The 16,117-nt window shown below is 36.0% G+C and carries 15 protein-coding genes, 3 pseudogenes and 1 riboswitch; of the genes and pseudogenes, 9 read left to right on the top strand and 9 right to left on the bottom strand.

The annotated features are described in order from the left end of the window. Positions 1-166 precede the first annotated feature (166 nt). Positions 167-1,027 carry a tyrosine-type recombinase/integrase gene (locus JFU50_RS29730; protein WP_201225600.1) on the top strand — a complete coding sequence of 287 codons (861 nt, stop codon included), beginning with the start codon at positions 167-169 and terminating at the stop codon, positions 1,025-1,027. A gap of 153 nt (positions 1,028-1,180) precedes the next feature. Continuing rightward, positions 1,181-1,303: a hypothetical protein gene (locus JFU50_RS31680; protein ID WP_255264167.1), complete on the top strand. Its 123-nt coding sequence runs from the start codon at positions 1,181-1,183 to the stop codon at positions 1,301-1,303. 294 nt (positions 1,304-1,597) lie between these two features. On the opposite strand, the gene JFU50_RS29725 is transcribed toward JFU50_RS31680, so the two are convergent. The 3 genes and pseudogenes from JFU50_RS29725 to JFU50_RS29715 form a co-directional block, all read right to left on the bottom strand. Next, positions 1,598-1,987 carry a VOC family protein gene (locus JFU50_RS29725; protein ID WP_201225598.1) on the bottom strand — a complete coding sequence of 130 codons (390 nt, stop codon included), beginning with the start codon at positions 1,985-1,987 and terminating at the stop codon, positions 1,598-1,600. 384 nt (positions 1,988-2,371) lie between these two features. Further along, complete coding sequence (gene dapA, locus JFU50_RS29720; protein ID WP_201184219.1) at positions 2,372-3,256, bottom strand: 4-hydroxy-tetrahydrodipicolinate synthase; 885 nt, start codon at positions 3,254-3,256, stop codon at positions 2,372-2,374. Between the two features lie 138 nt (positions 3,257-3,394). Then, a riboswitch (Lysine riboswitch) is annotated at positions 3,395-3,573 on the bottom strand. Between the two features lie 596 nt (positions 3,574-4,169). Beyond that, a pseudogene (locus JFU50_RS29715) lies at positions 4,170-4,964 on the bottom strand (NAD(P)/FAD-dependent oxidoreductase); the annotation flags it as partial. Here JFU50_RS29715 and JFU50_RS29710 point away from each other — a divergent pair. Beyond that, a complete protein-coding gene (locus JFU50_RS29710; protein ID WP_446728201.1) occupies positions 4,907-6,064 on the top strand; it encodes an HAL/PAL/TAL family ammonia-lyase in 1,158 nt (385 codons plus the stop codon). The pseudogene JFU50_RS29715 and the gene JFU50_RS29710 overlap by 58 nt on opposite strands. An 826-nt stretch (positions 6,065-6,890) precedes the next feature. Here JFU50_RS29710 and JFU50_RS32135 read toward each other — a convergent pair. Both JFU50_RS32135 and JFU50_RS32130 read right to left on the bottom strand, forming a co-directional pair. Continuing rightward, a pseudogene (locus tag JFU50_RS32135) lies at positions 6,891-7,019 on the bottom strand (DUF6946 family protein); the annotation flags it as partial. Then, positions 7,004-7,156: pseudogene (locus tag JFU50_RS32130) on the bottom strand (DUF6946 family protein); the annotation flags it as partial. The pseudogenes JFU50_RS32130 and JFU50_RS32135, both read right to left, overlap by 16 nt. 1,038 nt (positions 7,157-8,194) lie before the next feature. On the opposite strand from JFU50_RS32130, the gene JFU50_RS29705 reads away from it, so the two are divergent. From JFU50_RS29705 to JFU50_RS29695, 4 genes are all read left to right on the top strand, one after another. Then, a complete protein-coding gene (locus JFU50_RS29705) occupies positions 8,195-8,548 on the top strand; it encodes a hypothetical protein (RefSeq protein ID WP_207198911.1) in 354 nt (117 codons plus the stop codon). A gap of 575 nt (positions 8,549-9,123) precedes the next feature. Beyond that, complete coding sequence (locus tag JFU50_RS29700; protein ID WP_201225645.1) at positions 9,124-9,318, top strand: CDGSH iron-sulfur domain-containing protein; 195 nt, start codon at positions 9,124-9,126, stop codon at positions 9,316-9,318. Positions 9,319-9,350: 32 nt separating this feature from the next. Continuing rightward, on the top strand, positions 9,351-9,497 hold the full coding sequence (locus tag JFU50_RS30505) for a hypothetical protein (RefSeq protein ID WP_157444368.1): 147 nt from the start codon (positions 9,351-9,353) through the stop codon (positions 9,495-9,497). Between the two features lie 78 nt (positions 9,498-9,575). After that, complete coding sequence (locus tag JFU50_RS29695; protein ID WP_201225596.1) at positions 9,576-9,767, top strand: hypothetical protein; 192 nt, start codon at positions 9,576-9,578, stop codon at positions 9,765-9,767. A gap of 21 nt (positions 9,768-9,788) precedes the next feature. On the opposite strand, the gene JFU50_RS29690 is transcribed toward JFU50_RS29695, so the two are convergent. From JFU50_RS29690 to JFU50_RS29675, 4 genes are all read right to left on the bottom strand, one after another. Next, a complete protein-coding gene (locus tag JFU50_RS29690) occupies positions 9,789-10,652 on the bottom strand; it encodes an alpha/beta fold hydrolase (RefSeq protein WP_201225594.1) in 864 nt (287 codons plus the stop codon). A 4-nt stretch (positions 10,653-10,656) separates the two neighbouring features. Then, the gene (locus JFU50_RS29685) at positions 10,657-11,055 is read right to left on the bottom strand and encodes a hypothetical protein (RefSeq protein ID WP_056519646.1); all 399 of its coding nucleotides are present in this window, start codon (positions 11,053-11,055) and stop codon (positions 10,657-10,659) included. Between the two features lie 206 nt (positions 11,056-11,261). Next, positions 11,262-13,124, bottom strand: coding sequence for a sigma-54-dependent Fis family transcriptional regulator (locus JFU50_RS29680; RefSeq protein ID WP_201225592.1), 1,863 nt, complete (start codon positions 13,122-13,124; stop codon positions 11,262-11,264). A 205-nt stretch (positions 13,125-13,329) separates the two neighbouring features. After that, complete coding sequence (locus JFU50_RS29675; protein WP_201225590.1) at positions 13,330-13,536, bottom strand: helix-turn-helix domain-containing protein; 207 nt, start codon at positions 13,534-13,536, stop codon at positions 13,330-13,332. Positions 13,537-14,025: 489 nt separating this feature from the next. On the opposite strand from JFU50_RS29675, the gene JFU50_RS29670 reads away from it, so the two are divergent. Together JFU50_RS29670 and JFU50_RS29665 are read left to right on the top strand one after the other, a co-directional pair. Beyond that, a complete protein-coding gene (locus tag JFU50_RS29670; protein ID WP_201225588.1) occupies positions 14,026-14,481 on the top strand; it encodes a PAS domain-containing protein in 456 nt (151 codons plus the stop codon). Positions 14,482-15,297: 816 nt separating this feature from the next. Then, positions 15,298-15,981: a GntR family transcriptional regulator gene (locus JFU50_RS29665; RefSeq protein WP_201225586.1), complete on the top strand. Its 684-nt coding sequence runs from the start codon at positions 15,298-15,300 to the stop codon at positions 15,979-15,981. Positions 15,982-16,117: the final 136 nt, after the last annotated feature.

The following is a 16,117-nucleotide window of genomic DNA, read 5'->3' as shown; positions in this document are numbered from 1 at the left end:
AATGTTTATCACATCAATTAGGATTCATAAACCCGTATAATCAGGTTCAAATCCTATCTACGCATTCTAAACCTTAGGATTCTCCTAAGGTTTTTTTGTATAAATTCCACTATTCGTGTATTGGATAGGCTTATTAATAGCATGATTTTGGTAGGGGGGCTTCTCGATGACCAGTAAAGAAGAAATCCTGGACAATAAACAAATTCTTCATTCTTTTGCGGAATGGTTAATGGGTCAAAATAAATCCGATGGTACGATTAAAACCTATGTGGGAGTCATCTCCCAGTTTCTTCAATGGTTTAAAGAAGAAGCGAAAGAGATTGAAAAATCCCACGTGCAAACCTATTTAGACGATATGGAACAGTCAAATAAGAGTGGAGGAACGATTGAAAAACATTATTCAGCCATTACGATGTTTTCCAGGTTCCTTGATAAACCCGAGATCGTCCTCAACATCGACCGTAAAGCAAAGGAAAAGAAAGAAGATCCGCCAGAAGCCCTGAACATGCTTGAGCAAGCTGATCTCCTAAAAGAAATCGAGGCCTCTGGGCATTTCAGGAATATTGCCATTGTCTATACACTGATCCATACGGGTATCCGAGTGTCCGAACTTTGTGATTTGAACCATAGCGACATTCAAAAAGAGGGAGACAGGCAATATATCCTCATCCGGGATTCAAAAGGGGATATAGACAGGAAGATTCCACTCTCCATGGCTGCTAGTGAAAAGATCAGGGCATACAAGGAATTTTTAAATATGGAAACGGAAGCGATCTTCATATCCAGTGTGAATCAGCGCATCACGCCAAGGTCCGTGCAATATATGCTGACTAAATATAATGCGACTCCCCATAAGCTGCGGAATACGTTTTGCCAAAAATTAATCGATTCGGGGATAGACCTTCAAACCGTTTCAAAATTGATGGGGCATAAAGATTTGAACATGACCAAACGTTATGTAGGAGAAGGAAAAGAAGAATTGGAATTAGCCATTGAAAATACTTTTGATGATAATTTATTAAGGTAGGAAAACCTTCATGCCCTATCTAGATGTATATCGGGGTGTATTCCCCAGGCCAAGCCAACTCCATAAGCCCCTTTACACCCTCTCCTATTTGGAGGGGGCTATTTTTATTAATTTGGGAGACCTTAAAAGATAACCACAATTAGGAGGGATATTGTGAAAACGGAAGATGAAAAAACCTCAGATGGCTTAAATGAGATCTTTGAAATTATTAATGCTAAAGGTGATACAGGAGAACTAAAAGAAATCATCCAAAAATCAGATGAACAAATAATGTAGACAAATAAACTTTCTGCGTCTATCAAATCGTAGAAGCCTTCTCTTAACTGAGAAGGGCTAATCTGTTAATCTTCAAACAATTCATCCATCAAGTCATCGATTTCTTTTCTTACTTTTCAGTGCCTTCTTTGGATATGGTAATCTTATCACCATCAATAATCAGTATATCCCCAACCTTCTATATATTTTCGGTTTATGAAATTTGTCTACTCCTTAGATGTAAAGGGCTTTTAATATTATAAGGGTCACAGAAATGATCAAACTTTTACTTATTTCATCTCATATTAAGAATCTTTAATCTTTTGCTCGTTCTACCAATTGTAGCAATTCACCATTAGGTCCATTGAATAAAATCATACGTCCACATTCAAGTGTTGGTTGTGGTTGAGGGGATAAAAATTCAATTCCTTTATTCTGGTAATGGTTAATTGCTATATTAATATCTTCTACTGTAAAAGAAAGGTGGTTAACGATTCCACTTTTGTTATACTTACCAATAGGTTCAATGTCTTTGATTAGTTCAATTTCCATACTAGGCTGTTCTTCCAAGTACAAAAATGCCATTTCTCTTGTTTTTGAAGATGCTCGAAGGCGAACCTTAAATCCAAACATATCTGAGTAGTATTGAATAGTATGATCCATATTAGTAACAATAATAGCTATATGTTCCATTTTTTTTATCATTTGTATTCTTCCTTTCAACATAAATAATAAATTTAAATGAAATATACACCAACTTAGTAAACATTTATTTTGGTTTATCAAAGAATTTATGCGTTTACTATTTTTATTTATCTATCTATCATCTGTAAAAAGATAAAAACGAAGTGAAAGAAAAGGTGATTATGGAACTTAAGACCCGTAAAATTAAAGGTAAGGTTTTTTCAACCTTACCCCTTAAAGATTGTCTTCCTATGGTGCAATATCTTCTAGAACCTTTTCACTAATTTCAATCATTCGATATGCTATAAACGTACGGATGGCAGCTACGCAAGCAAAAAGAACAAAGACAGAATTAAGACCTTTAGCGCCAGTCTCGCTGAATGAATCATTATTTTATTTATTCAACTAAACAGCTTCTACGTTACTAGGTTGTAGAGCTATTTGTAGAGCTATTTTTTCTTCATTGTTTAAAGGGACCAATGGTAAGCGGACACCTCCAACATTTAATCCTCGCATATTTAATGCTGATTTTACCGGTGATGGGTTTGATGCAGCAAATAATGCTTTCATAATTGGAAGAAGGTTACGATGTGTAGAAGCAGCACCATGGACATCACCATTTTTAAAGCTATTGATCATTTCTTGCATTTCATTACCAATGATGTGTGAAGAAACCGAAACAATGCCTGTTCCACCGATAGCTAAAACAGGTAATGTTAACCCATCATCGCCGCTGTACAACGTAAAATCACTAGAGGATTTGCTTATGATTTGTGCCATGGCATCTAAGTCACCACTTGCTTCTTTTACTGCGACAATATTGTTAATCTTTGAGAGACTAACAATCGTCTCTACTGACATGTTTACAACACTTCGTCCTGGAATATTATAAAGCATTACCGGTAATGATGTTGATTGGGCAATTGCATTAAAGTGCTGAAATAATCCTTCTTGAGACGGCTTGTTATAGTATGGGGTGACGAGCATAATTCCATCGACTCCTGCTGCCTCTGCTTGTCTTGTTAAGCTAATCGAAGCTTTCGTGTTATTTGAGCCAGTTCCAGCTATAACTGGAACTCTTCCATCGACAACTTCCCCAACAAATTTGAATAAATCTACTTTTTCTTCTGCTGTTAATGTAGGCGACTCTCCAGTTGTACCAGCTATAACTAATCCATCAGAACCATTAGCAATTAAATAATTTACTAAAGTTCTCGTAGCATTAAAATCAACCTCATTATTATGATTAAACGGGGTAACCATTGCAGTTAAAACTTGGCCAAAATTCATAATTTCACACCCTTTAGTATAATTTTTTTAAAAAATTCAGAGGTGGTTAGGGCCATTCAGGAGCAAACGCAAAAAAGCAACAACGAGGATTCGCTGCTGCAGTAGAAACAATATTTAATAAAAAAGAATCGTTTCGGCGCGTAAGATAGCCCTCCATATAGTTTCCTATATGACAGTTCTGTATTTATTCAACAGCAGAACCAGCTTCAAGAACATGAGATTCTTTCCGCTTCGGCAAATTCCCCTTTCCACAATAGTCATAGGATCTCATTCTCCTCAAAATGTGTACTAATGGTCTTTGCTCCTCTATCCTCACTTCAAAAAGTATGAAGTAAGAAAATATTTAATTGACTGTAATATAACAGGAAATCCTTTCTATTGCAAGGCCAATTTAGAAATATTTTTTTGAGAATACATGGATAATCGATGGAAATGGCTAAGGTATTGGGCTGGATTCCTCTATTATGTAAACTCAACAGATTAATAGTTTTATAAAACAAACAGTTTGAAAAGTTTCACCTTTATAGTCAGTTTTACAATTGATATATCTTATAGAAGGAAATAGAAGGAATTAGTATTTATCTTATGAATACCAATAATATTGATCAAGGAGGGGAGGACAACATGACTAATACAAAACTAACAAAGGAAAGAAAAGATATGAAAATCCGTGAAGTTTGGGAAGCAAGAAAACGAATCGCTTCAATTGTAAGTAGAACTCCATTGATTCTTTAAGCTGTATTGTGTAATCGGGCAACTTTACCAAAGAGTAAACGCTATCTAAAATGAGATTAAACTGATTTATAATTTGGTTGAGATAGTTGTCCAATCTTAAAATTAACAGCATATTGTTGCTCTATGTTTATAGCGAATTATTTTTGAACTTGAATCACTTAATTTCTAAAAATCATTGCTAGATCGACTGCATAATTCGTGCGAGTTCTTTTTCTAAAACAGCGGGCTCGTTTGCGTAATTGTAAATCCCTAAAAACTTCTCTATAGCCTCTGGATGAGAACTGATTAGCTTGTTGACAGCATCCTGTTGTTCAGATATTCGTTCATTCTTTGAAATTTGGCATCCCATGTGAAACCGAACCATAAACTCATCTTCTATTGCCTTTTGATATTCTTCAGCCATTTGATTTGATTGATCGGATTGTCCCTTATATTTTGATAGAATATTAGATAATATACGTGCTCCACATATAGCATCATGGATACCCTGTGCCATGCCAGGATCTTTAAAACAAACTGCATCTCCAACCAACGCCCATCCTTTTCCCATTCCTTTATACCAGTAATTATCATATCCGAGAATGCCTTTGACCGGTTCTACTAGTTCTGCATTTTTCAATCGCACCCCAATTGTTGTATTCGGAAAGTTATTTGTTAAGAGATTGCGTAGACAGCTTTCCGGATTTAATTTCAACCGTTCTATCAATTCCTTATTTTCTAATGGCAAAATGCCGACAATAACATATAAATCATCATTCGTCGGAAAGAGAATGGCTGTATTATCTTTTATCTTGTATACTTCAAATTTAGGGACATTATCGTGGCGAAATCCAGAGAAATACCCGAAATAGATGCCTACTGTTGCCGGAATACTTATTTTGAGTTCACTTTTTACCAGCTTGCGAATAATAGAGGATCGGCCGTCTGCCCCGACTACCAGGTGAGCTAAAAATTCTTGTTTCTGGAGTTCACCCGGTTGTACCTTGTAAAGGTTCAGTCGGTGCTAGCGGAGACCTCGCACCGCTTTCTCATATTGCCATCGTTCTAGTTGGCAAAGGTAAAGCAGAATACAAGGGGGAAATTCTTCAGGGTAAGGAAGCACTAAAAAGGGCTGGATTGAAACCGGTTTCTTTAGAAGCGAAAGAAGGCCTTGCATTAATAAACGGAACTCAGGCAATGTCTGGTGTCGGGGTGCTTGCGCTTAATGAAGCGGAGCGTGTCGACCTAGCAGCTGATATGGCAGCTTGGTTAACAATGGAAGCGCTTAATGGGGTTATATCTGCCTTTGATAGCGAATTACTAGCTGTCCGTCCCCATCCGGAGCTGGAATTCGTGGCTTCAAGAATGAGAAATTGGCTGGAAGGCAGTAGAAGGATTACACGCCAAGGGGAAGTACGCATTCAAGATGCCTATTCCATCCGCTGTATCCCGCAAGTACACGGAGCATCTTGGCAAGCATTTAATTATGTTGAGGAACGTTTAAAAGTAGAAATGAACTCCGCCACTGACAATCCGATTGTTTTAGAAAGTGGAGAAATCATCTCAGGAGGTCATTTCCATGGCCAGCCGATTGCGCTTTCAATGGACTTTTTGAAAGTAGCTGCAGCTGAGTGGGCGAATATTTCTGAACGAAGAACAGAAAGGCTTGTAAATCCGCAACTAAGCGGGTTGTCACCTTTCTTAGCTGTCAATCCTGGTTTAGAGTGCGGCTTGATGGTTGCTCAATATGCAGCGGCTTCACTAGTTTCCGAGAATAAGGTATTGGCACATCCCGCAAGTGTTGATTCCATTCCAACATCGGCAAACCAGGAAGATCATGTCAGCATGGGTACAATTGGCTCCCGTCAAGCTCGGGAAATCATTCACAATTCTGCTAGAGTTATAGCGATTGAAATGATTTGTGCTTCTCAAGCTATCTATCTGGAAAAAGCTGAAAATCAATTGGCACAGGCAACTAGAGACTATTTAGAGAAAGTCCGTCTAATTTGCCCTCCTCTAGAAAGTGATCGGGCAATTTCAGATCAAATGGAGGAACTGGCTCAGTTTATTTTACGTGAAGATTTATTAAGATAAAAACTAAAGTGAAAAAATGAAAAGGAAAGTGAATTTAGTAATTTACAAATATATGTAAATAAACTACTAATTTTCAAAATTCACTTCGAAAGGAGGCGATAGGTTAAGTCAAAAAAAGAGAAAAAGATTGATACTGAAAATCCCCGTTAAAAAAGAGGTAGAGGGAGCTAAGCTACGATATACCGCAAAGTAGATTACAGAAAATGTATATAGATAAATAAAAAACCTCGCTGGATTTCAACGAGGTTTTTCTAATCGCTTTGGTTCACCTTTCGATAAAGGGTCATATAGGCCCCTCATGTAAACGGTTAGCGTTGTTTCTCAATCAGATATATATATTTGTAAGAGAGGAAGAGTAAAAGGCTTTCGAGAGGTTCCCATTGTGTATGTACTTGGGGGAATGTTTGGGTTCCGATTGTAAGCAAAGTCCGGTATTTTAAAAGATTTAGAAGAAAAAAAAGAGATTTCATCAGTCACCCTCTTTTCTTATCTAAAGAACGCTTTAAAATAGGCTTTTCCTCAATTTAATCAATCGTTTGATTAAAAAAATATTCTTGACTCCTCAACCGTTACGTTGGGCCTCTTCCCAATCCTATTGCTCAGGATTGCAATCACACAAATTATATTTTAGTTCTTTCGATTCCAGCTAGTAAGCGTAATTTCTTTATTCCAGCCTTTAGGGGGATTGGATAACCTCCCCAGGGTTTCTTTAATTTCGAATTTAATCTACCATTTTTCCACAGCACTTAAAAAAGTACCATAATCACGACTATAATTGAATGCAAACCGATATGAACTATTCAAAAAATTAATATGAAAGAAACTTCTAATCTCCACGTATCCACCCAAAATACAAGTCAATTCCATTAATAGTAACGGGAGCTATTATACGGCTTTTTAAGGCCCGTAGCCCAAAGAGAGAAACAAACTTTTCGTAATCTACAAATTCTTTATCGCTTTTGCTAAAACAAAGATATCATTTTGTGAGGCACAACTACCTCCTGGTAAACTCACTTTATATTCCGGTAAACCGAGAAGTAATTCAGCGTTTTCAAATAGTTCAATCTCAGATTCAAGAAATCTTGCTTTAAGATCAGGTGGAAACTAGTTTTGATCTTTTCAACAATAGGCTAGGGTCTTTGCTGAATATCCTTCTTTAAACGGCTTCTTCACATTTATTAATTAAATTCTCTCTTTCAATCTCTTTATCTAACTCCATTTATTATATAACTTATATTTTACAAACAAAAACCACTACAACATGCCTTTTTAATCGTCCACTATGGGTGTACTCTAAATTTACAAATGTTCATTTGAAATAAGGATAAGGTTGTAACTTTGATTTAAATGGATTTCGAAAACGTTCCTATTGGGGTACTCTATTGGAACGAATTTTTGAGAGGTTTTTTTTCAATAGAAGACTCGATAAGATAAAAGCACTGAACTTAGGTAATTTGGACAAGCATGTATTTTTTCATCCCATATATATAGTAGAAAAAGGAGTGTTGTATATATGGGATGGTATAACAAAAGCTACAATCAGCGTCCTCCACAGCTTCCAATCCCACCAGAACCACCAGAACCACCATCAGTATCAGTCTAAGCTGAAATTGGGGTACAGACATCAAAACGGAAATCTGCTTAGCTTGTAATGGGCTGGGCTTTTTTACTTTTTACGGTATGGCGGAAACTATCAGAACCTTGTTATTGAAAAGAAAATAATGGAAATTAATACAAATGAAAAAACTCCCCTTATTTATTCATTCGCAGGATTTCATAACCCTTGAAAATATATTAACGGTTAAAAGCAATGAGTTCAGATCATTTTGGCTTCGTGGAGGCATAGTTAAATAAAGGAGTAATAGAAAACTCCATATTCTACTAAGTGAGTATTCGAGAGCTATAGCTATCATACCGAGGGAGTTCAACAAACGTAGTGATTAGAACTGTTAAAACGATGAAGATGACGCAACCAAAAGATGTTTGAATCTAATAAGCTATAGTCATTTTTAATCGTTTTAATAATCAGTTTATTCTGATATTATAAAAGGGATAAAGATTGGAGGAGGAAATAACATAAAAAACTTATTTTCAATCTTAAGTACCTTTGTGTTAGTTCTGGTAGGTGGAATGGTATTAGGTACTTCTTCTGCTCAAGCAAGTGTTCCTCAGTATTCTTTTCAAACAGAAGATGGAAAATGGGATGGTGAAATTGGAAATCCTAACAATGGTAGTGACTTAGAGGTAGAACTAGTTTCCCCAATCTATTTAAAGACTTCTTCTGGAAGTAAGTTATTGACTAATTATAGTAACGTATGGTCTCGTATCTGCAATGCTAGTACTGGAAAGTGCACAGGCTATCATAGCTTAGCAGGTGGAAAGACATTATTCACAGGTATGAAAATAGGTAAATTTTATGTTGATGTGAAAGATGGATACTCTTCTGGCAAAGTATATGGAAAACTACAAATTGTTTTCAAATAACTTGTATTACTTGCTACCCACTCTTAGTGGGTAGCTTTTTATATGAAAAGTTTCTAAAATAAATTAATATCTAAATATTTTTGTATAATTTACTAAAATTGATCTTTACCACTGCCCTTTTTTCCAGAAAAAGAAGTGAAGTTAACTGAATTGACTAGTAAGTTCACAAACGCTACACGAGCCATAATACTAAAAGATACAGTAAATGGTGTTTGTGTAGATATGAAATAAAGTTTGATACTTTTTTAATGAACTAACGGGTGCGTTAGTTCATTAAGAAGAAGTAAAAAAAGTCGATTCCTTAACTAACGGGTACGATTCTTCATTAAGAAGGATTGCTTTTTCTTATGCGACTAAAGGATCAGGTTAGTAGAATAAAGTTTTTGGAACTTTTTAAAGTAATATCCTCTAAAAATAAGGGGGAGGGCGATAAAATGTGGTGTGTTTTTATTGGTATAACACTTCTTCTTTTGGTAATTGCAGGATGTCAATCAAATAATATTGAGGAAGTAGAACTTATTTATCGTTTAAAGTTATTCCCCCATGGCAAAAATGTTTTAAAAAAGAGGTGATTTATTATAGCTACTATTAAAGTTAATGATAATGGTTCATTACGTGTATCAGGGAATGTAGAGCTAGTCGATGGTGAAGGGAATAATATTGAAACAAAAGAAGCCTTTTCCCTATGCAGATGTGGACTTTCCGATAATAAACCTTTTTGTGACGGATCCCACAAAAGTAATTTCGAAAGCGTAGTTAGGGCAGAATAAAGCTAGTGGGACAGAAGCTTTAGGGCACCATTTTGGGAAATCGAACCCCAAAAAGCCGCCCGATTCATTTTTCTTTTACGAAAGAGTATGTTGTTGAACTATCGGGTGCGTTAGTTGAGAACCGGGGCTGCCATTTGGTGGCCTTTTTGCTTAATGAACTAAAGGGGCAGATTAGTTGAATAAAATTGAGCTATTACACCTCAAAAACTGGACTATTTTTCTTAAAATTAGGAAAGATAACTTCTGAGGTGAGTTTTATGAAAATGCTATATATATTGATTATTACCATTCCGATGTTGTTTTTTGGTTCAATTCATGGATACGCACAGCCTAAAGAATGTCCTGTGTTAAGTGAATTAGAGAAAACATCGATTAAGGATAAAAAAGAGAGGAGAGACTTTTCGTCTCTCCTGTATGATGTCATGATTCGTTTGAAACAGACTTTGTGATGGCCTCTTTATTTTTATTTTTTATACTAAAGTATTTTCTTTGGTTAAGATATCTTGAAGAACATCTTCCAAGTATTTAACAAATACTTCGTGGTTTTCACTCATTGGGAAATGACCAATACCTTTCATTTCTACAAACTTGGCTCCTGGTATTTGTTCAGACGTACGTTTAGAGTCTTCAGGTGTTGAAAGATAGTCATATTCTCCTGTCAGCATATATACTGGACATTTATTCGTGTCAATTTGATGGAGCTTTCCACGTAAATCATGATCTACACTATAAAAATATAGGTCTCCTTTAAATACACCTGGAGCCCCTTGGCTATAGTACCACGATGTTAAACGACGATCTTTTTCTGGGCTTTGTGGAGCCATGAGTCCCCAGACTCCTGATCCACAAACTTCTCCACCGTGAGTATGGGGATGATTCCACCATTCCTGATAAAATCCAGGTGTATGGTCGGATCCCTCAACAGGTATGGTGGCTCGGAAGTACTCAGGATACTCAAGTGCCAACTGAAGCGCAGCATGTCCGCCAAAAGAGCTTCCCATAAAAATAGGATTTTCTAACTCCAAAGCCTCACAGAAATTAAAAACAAATTGAAGATAAAAATCTGTTGTAAGCTTGTATTCTTCTTTCCACCATTCCACACCATGAGGGGGATCTGATTTACCGTGTCTTGGTAAATCATAAGCTATCACCCTAAAATTCTGTGTAATGTTTGAATCTTCAAGTAAGTCTCGCCATTGTCTGCTGTCAGCCCCAGCTGTATGCTGACAAACTAATGGGATACCTTGTCCATTTTCCTCAAAATAAACCTTGTGCTCAATGCCATCTACTTCAACATAAACATATTGACCTTTAACAGAAGAAAATTTACCCATCATATTACACTCCTTTAACTAACTTGTTTTTTACTTCTCGAGTAACATCCAGGAAACGGATCATGTACCTCAAATTGGCATACAGTTCCTTGAGGTTTCCTTCCAGCTGTAAATTCCCTTGAAAGACTGCTGCGAATAATTCATGGAACATTGGAGGTGGTATTGGCTGAGTGAATTTTTCCCAAGCTTCTAAACTACCTCTAATCGCAAAACTCCATCCGTCTAACGCTCCCTTTTCAAAGAAGTTAGTCAGTTTACCTTGCTTAATTTGGACTATGTATTCCTTTGCACCGATTTGCAAGAGTAAGTCTGTAACACAATATTTACCTATTACATTTAACTCTTGATCTGTGTTTACGGCTTCCTGGAAATTTTCCATCCATTCTTTTGATCCTACTTGCATATTTTATTAGCCTCCCTTTACTTGTTTTATTGGGACATGGTCCTCAACTTGATATATTGCAAGAACCGTGCCAATTAATTAGACGTTTAAAATAAAGTGAAAATGGAGTCTGCAATAGGCTTTTACTTTATGAACTTGATGATTCCCATTTTAAAAATGTACATTTGACCGGTCTGTGTTCGGACAGACGAACAGTTATATATACTTTATTCGACGTTATATTTTTGAATTTTCCGATAAAGAGCACTGCGGGAGATACCCATTTCCCTCGCAGCTTGGGCACGATTACCGTTGGCTTTATTGAGAATGATAGAGAGATATTCACGTTCACTTATTTTATCTATTGATTGATCCAATCCTAAAAACTCATGTGCATGAAATGAATCGAAGTGATCTTCATCATGTAGATAAACAATTCGCTCAATTACGTTCCTCATCTCTCTTAAATTCCCTGGCCATGTATGTTGTTCGAATATATTCATTACTTCTGGAGTGAAAGAGATTGTTTTTCGTTGTGCTTTTTCACAAGCTTCACCTAACATTGTATTCAAGATGCTTTCCACGTCTTCAATTCGTTCTCTTAAAGAAGGGATTTTTATATTAAAAACGTTTAACCGATAATAGAGATCCTCACGAAATTCTCCTTTTTCAATTAGTTCTTTAATATTTTTATTTGTCGCAGCTAAAAAACGTACATCAACTGGAATCGGCGTAGTACCTCCTACTCTTACCACTTGTTTTTCTTCTAAAGTTCTAAGAAGAGTAGCCTGTAAATCAAGTGGTAAATCTGCTATTTCGTCTAAGAATATGGTTCCTTTGTCCGACGCTTCAATTTTCCCTTGATTCCCTTTATGTTTTGCACCTGTAAAGGCTCCGCCTTCATAACCAAACAACTCTGTAGTAATTAGTTCTCGAGGCAAGGCTGCACAATTAATCGCAGTGTAAGGTTGGTCCCTTCTTTCGCTTTGCTTGTGAATAAAGCGAGCCATAAAGTCTTTCCCGACTCCACTTTCCCCCTGTATAAGAATACTTGCATCACTTCTTGAAACCTTTATAGCTGTTTGTATGGTCTTCTGGAAAGCTGTATTTTTAGTGTGAAAGGCAAAGTAATCTTGATTGATTTTACCTTTTGGTAGGGTTTCCTTAGTTTGGGAATGTATAAATAGGACGTTGGCTAATGGTTTACCTCGCTTCACTATTTCTTCTGAATTGATGAAAAACTTCTTCTCATTCACTTCAATTTCGGTTGAAACTGAACCTTTTTCAACGCTACTCAATATCATTTTTTTATTTGATTCCGAATGACCGTTGTTTTCTTCACACAACTTTAAAAAGTCATGAGCAGGCTTGTTTTTGTATAACTCTATACCTTGTTTATCAAACGATATAATACCTGTGTTGGAGTTGAACTTATGAACGTATTCAGTTAATACGTGTGATAAAACTTGCTCTTTGATTTCTGCTTTATGAAACCGGTATCTTTCACTAATAGCATGAGCACCAGCAAATGCCAGTGTATATAACTCTCTCAAATCATTACTAGGACCCATACGGCAAACGTCAAAGGCCCCTATGTATTCTCCATCAACAAAAATAGGACACGCAGAACAATCCCAAACGCGAAGGGCTAAACAGTAATGCTCATTCCCTGAAGTAGCCATGGCAGTGCGTGTTCTAAGCGCAATTGATAGCCCTGTTGAACCAACGTTTTCTTCCATCCATCGTGCACCTACAGACATTCCACACTGGTCGGCTATTTTTTGAGATTTGTGATCAGCCATCATTTCCACTAAGTATCCTTCTGCATCTGCAAGTAAAAGCAGGTATCCTCCTCCTTTTAAGCCCTTACAAAAATCCTTCATAACTGGCAACGCTGCATTAATCAGGTCGAGGTTTTTTTGTCGTCTTCCTACAAGATCACTTTGTGGAATATGAGAAAAAACATTTTCCCTCTCATGAGAAACACCCATCTGTTTACACCTATTCCACGATTCCAAAACTTCTTTTCGTACGTTGATGTCGGTGTTCCCATCAAGAACAAACTGCCTCCATTGCTCGTCAGCCATCATAAATGTTCCCCTCCTCAAAACTGAATTTCGTTGATATCCATTCATACATGAATATCCCTGGTGTCTATCAAACTTATTCATCATTATCTTTTTTACATCGATGGTACTTCCATTAAACATTTTAACATATCAAAATTTGTTCGATATATCTGAGGGGTTAAGCTGAATTTTTCGACACAATGGCGAGAAATTCAGTCTAATTTTCTTATATGTCTTGCCGAATAAACTCGGCGAGTTGAAGGATGTTTTCTTCGTTTCTTTTATAATATGTCCACTTTCCAATACGGGTGGAACTTACAATAAGTCCAGCTTTCTGTAAAATGGAAAGATATTGAGAGACCGTTGATTGTGTAATATTTAATTTTTGGTGAAACTGACTTACACATACCCCTATATCTCGAAAATTACCCACTTCCTGAAGGGGAGAATGTTTTGCCGGCTCTTAGCCAATCTAGCATTTTAAGGCTTTGAAAATTACAATAGGTTTCATGATTTTTATTATATCTATTAATTACGATATGTAAAATCAGTTATTATCTTGTAGGTTCTCGTTTAAAAAACATTCATTAGAAACATAAGAATATGCATTTCTTTTAAATATAGAGAATAAAGGAGAGCACATATTAGTTATGTATAATATGTGCTCTCCTTTTTATTAAATTAAAGCGCCCTATTGCGGAACAAGAAAAACATATTTCTTATTCTGCCTATTTAACATAACGTCACATTACAGGAGGTAGAGACTAAACACTCGTTACATTATTCAGGTGTGTAACATCATCCTCCGATAATAAGTGATGCATCGTACGGGCAACCTTTCTGACTAAATTTATTACATGAGGATTTACTTTGGTATAAATTAGTATACAATAGCCGTGAATCAGTGAAGGAGGAAAGCGGAATGGATATTAACGAGATTTTTCACATTACGAAATTGGATGAATTCATCAACAATATAATAGAGCCAGTTATGTTGTACGACGAAAAAGGAGTGCTTCTTTACAGTAATGAGAGTGCTGAAAATATAGCCAGAGTAGAACAGTTGGTCAAAATAAGAAAGAAGTTAACTTTTAATGAACAGGTCATTTACTTTGAAACAGCAGAATTAAAGGAAGAAAAAGGAGATGCGTTTAAGTACATATATTCAAAAGAAGTGGAGACGATTTTGAATACGATTAACGATGGTATTTACATATCGGATAGCAAGGGGTTTACACTGCTGGTAAATGATAAATATGCTGAAATGACTGGTATAGCTAAAAATGAAGTAGAAGGTAGGCATATATCAGAGTTAATATTTTCGGGTTATAAGGGGCAGGACAGATGCAACAGGATAATCATAAAGAAAAACGGATAATATAGTCAGAGGTAAATATTTAGATGTTTTATATTGGTTCATTTTAAGATGATTCCAAGGATAATTAATATTCTTTTGTTTATTCATTCAATTCTGTTCATAAAAGTACACTTTACAAACAAAAAGGCGGCAAAGCTTTCTTATAGAAATGCTTAGTCGTCTTTGATATTTTGTTCATCTTAAGAAAATCATTCGTTTTTTCCTTCAAAATTAACAGAATGAGAGTTACCTTTGACTGTGATAGGTCTCTATCAATTGTTTATTGCATCAGAACCGATTTACAATAAACTTTTGCTGTTTCAAATTCTTTTCAGCCTGTCCCTGGCTTTTTACGCTTTGTTTGGTTTCTGTTTTTCCGTCTACAACTAACGTACTCCTCTTTAATCAGTGACATCGCCTGCTCTGGATTGCTGGGCTTCGGTTGCATCAGTCTCCTTGTCCCTTTGTAAACACACATCTCCAATAGAAATAGATTCACTCTACCAAGCTAGTCATAGTATTTAACTTCTATTGACAGGATATCTAATGGATCCGAGGAACTTTATACACCCCTATTGTAAAAAATAAGTTTTTTTGGAAAAGATTGTTGAATATCACTAAAAGGTATGTTAAATTGAAAGTGTTAAGAAAATTGTATACAATTATCCTGAAAATAAGTAAAAAACGAATATTATGGTATACAATCATGAAATTTATATAAATAAATTGTCGTAATTGTACAAAATAATAATTTTTCAACCTAATTGTATACTATAAACAATATTGTAATTATATTTTAGATAATTATCCTAACTACGTTCAAATGGAGTGTTCAAAGTGAAGAAAGAAGCAATGGTTAACAATGTTCAGGGCAATGCGAGGTTTAGTATGGTATATGAAACATTAAAGAAGAAGATTATGGAAGGTGATTTGCCATCAAATACTCCCTTAGTCGAAGAAAAACTGGCCAAGGAGTTTCAGGTGAGCAGGACACCCATCAGGGAAGCTATCAGACACCTAGTCCAGGATGGATTAGTCGAATTTTTCCCAAGAAGAGGGGCTGTGGTTAAAGAAATTACGATCAAAGATCTTGAGGAAATTTTTACAGTAAGAGAAGCTCTTGAAGGTATTAGTGCTAGGATTGCGGCAAGTGTGATAAGTGAACAAAAGATAACCTTATTACAAGAGTCACTAGAAAAGGCTGATCAAGAACTTGATAACGGAGACAAGGAGCAGTCTTTTGAGTTGGGAAACAAATTGCATGAGATTGTCCTTGACGTTACAGGCAACAATAAGATTTTTGCTATAGTTTCCGATTTCGAGAACCAAATTCAGAGATTTCATTATTTTTCTTATCATATTCCTGGAAGATTAGAATTATCCAATAAAGAACATTGGGAAATATTTGAAGCTGTTCAAGCAAGGAATGGTGAACTTGCGGAGCAAAAAATGAGAAAACATGTTAGGGGAACAAAAGAATCCATAATATTTGCAGTGAAAAATAACATTAGAACAATATAAATGAAATGAGAATAGTAGGTCCGAGGCCTAAAGGAATCTTTCATCAAAGAAGTGGCATTGATCTAATACGTATCCTTATCTTATCCGTCTTCATTTAAAGGTCGCTGAATGAATCAAATTCAACTATTTAGGAGGT

This window comes from Peribacillus sp. TH14, assembly GCF_016651145.1.
Classification (GTDB): domain Bacteria; phylum Bacillota; class Bacilli; order Bacillales; family DSM-1321; genus Peribacillus; species Peribacillus butanolivorans.
The sequence above is the reverse complement of the archived record's forward strand: the minus strand, read 5'-3'. Positions and strand labels throughout refer to the sequence as shown.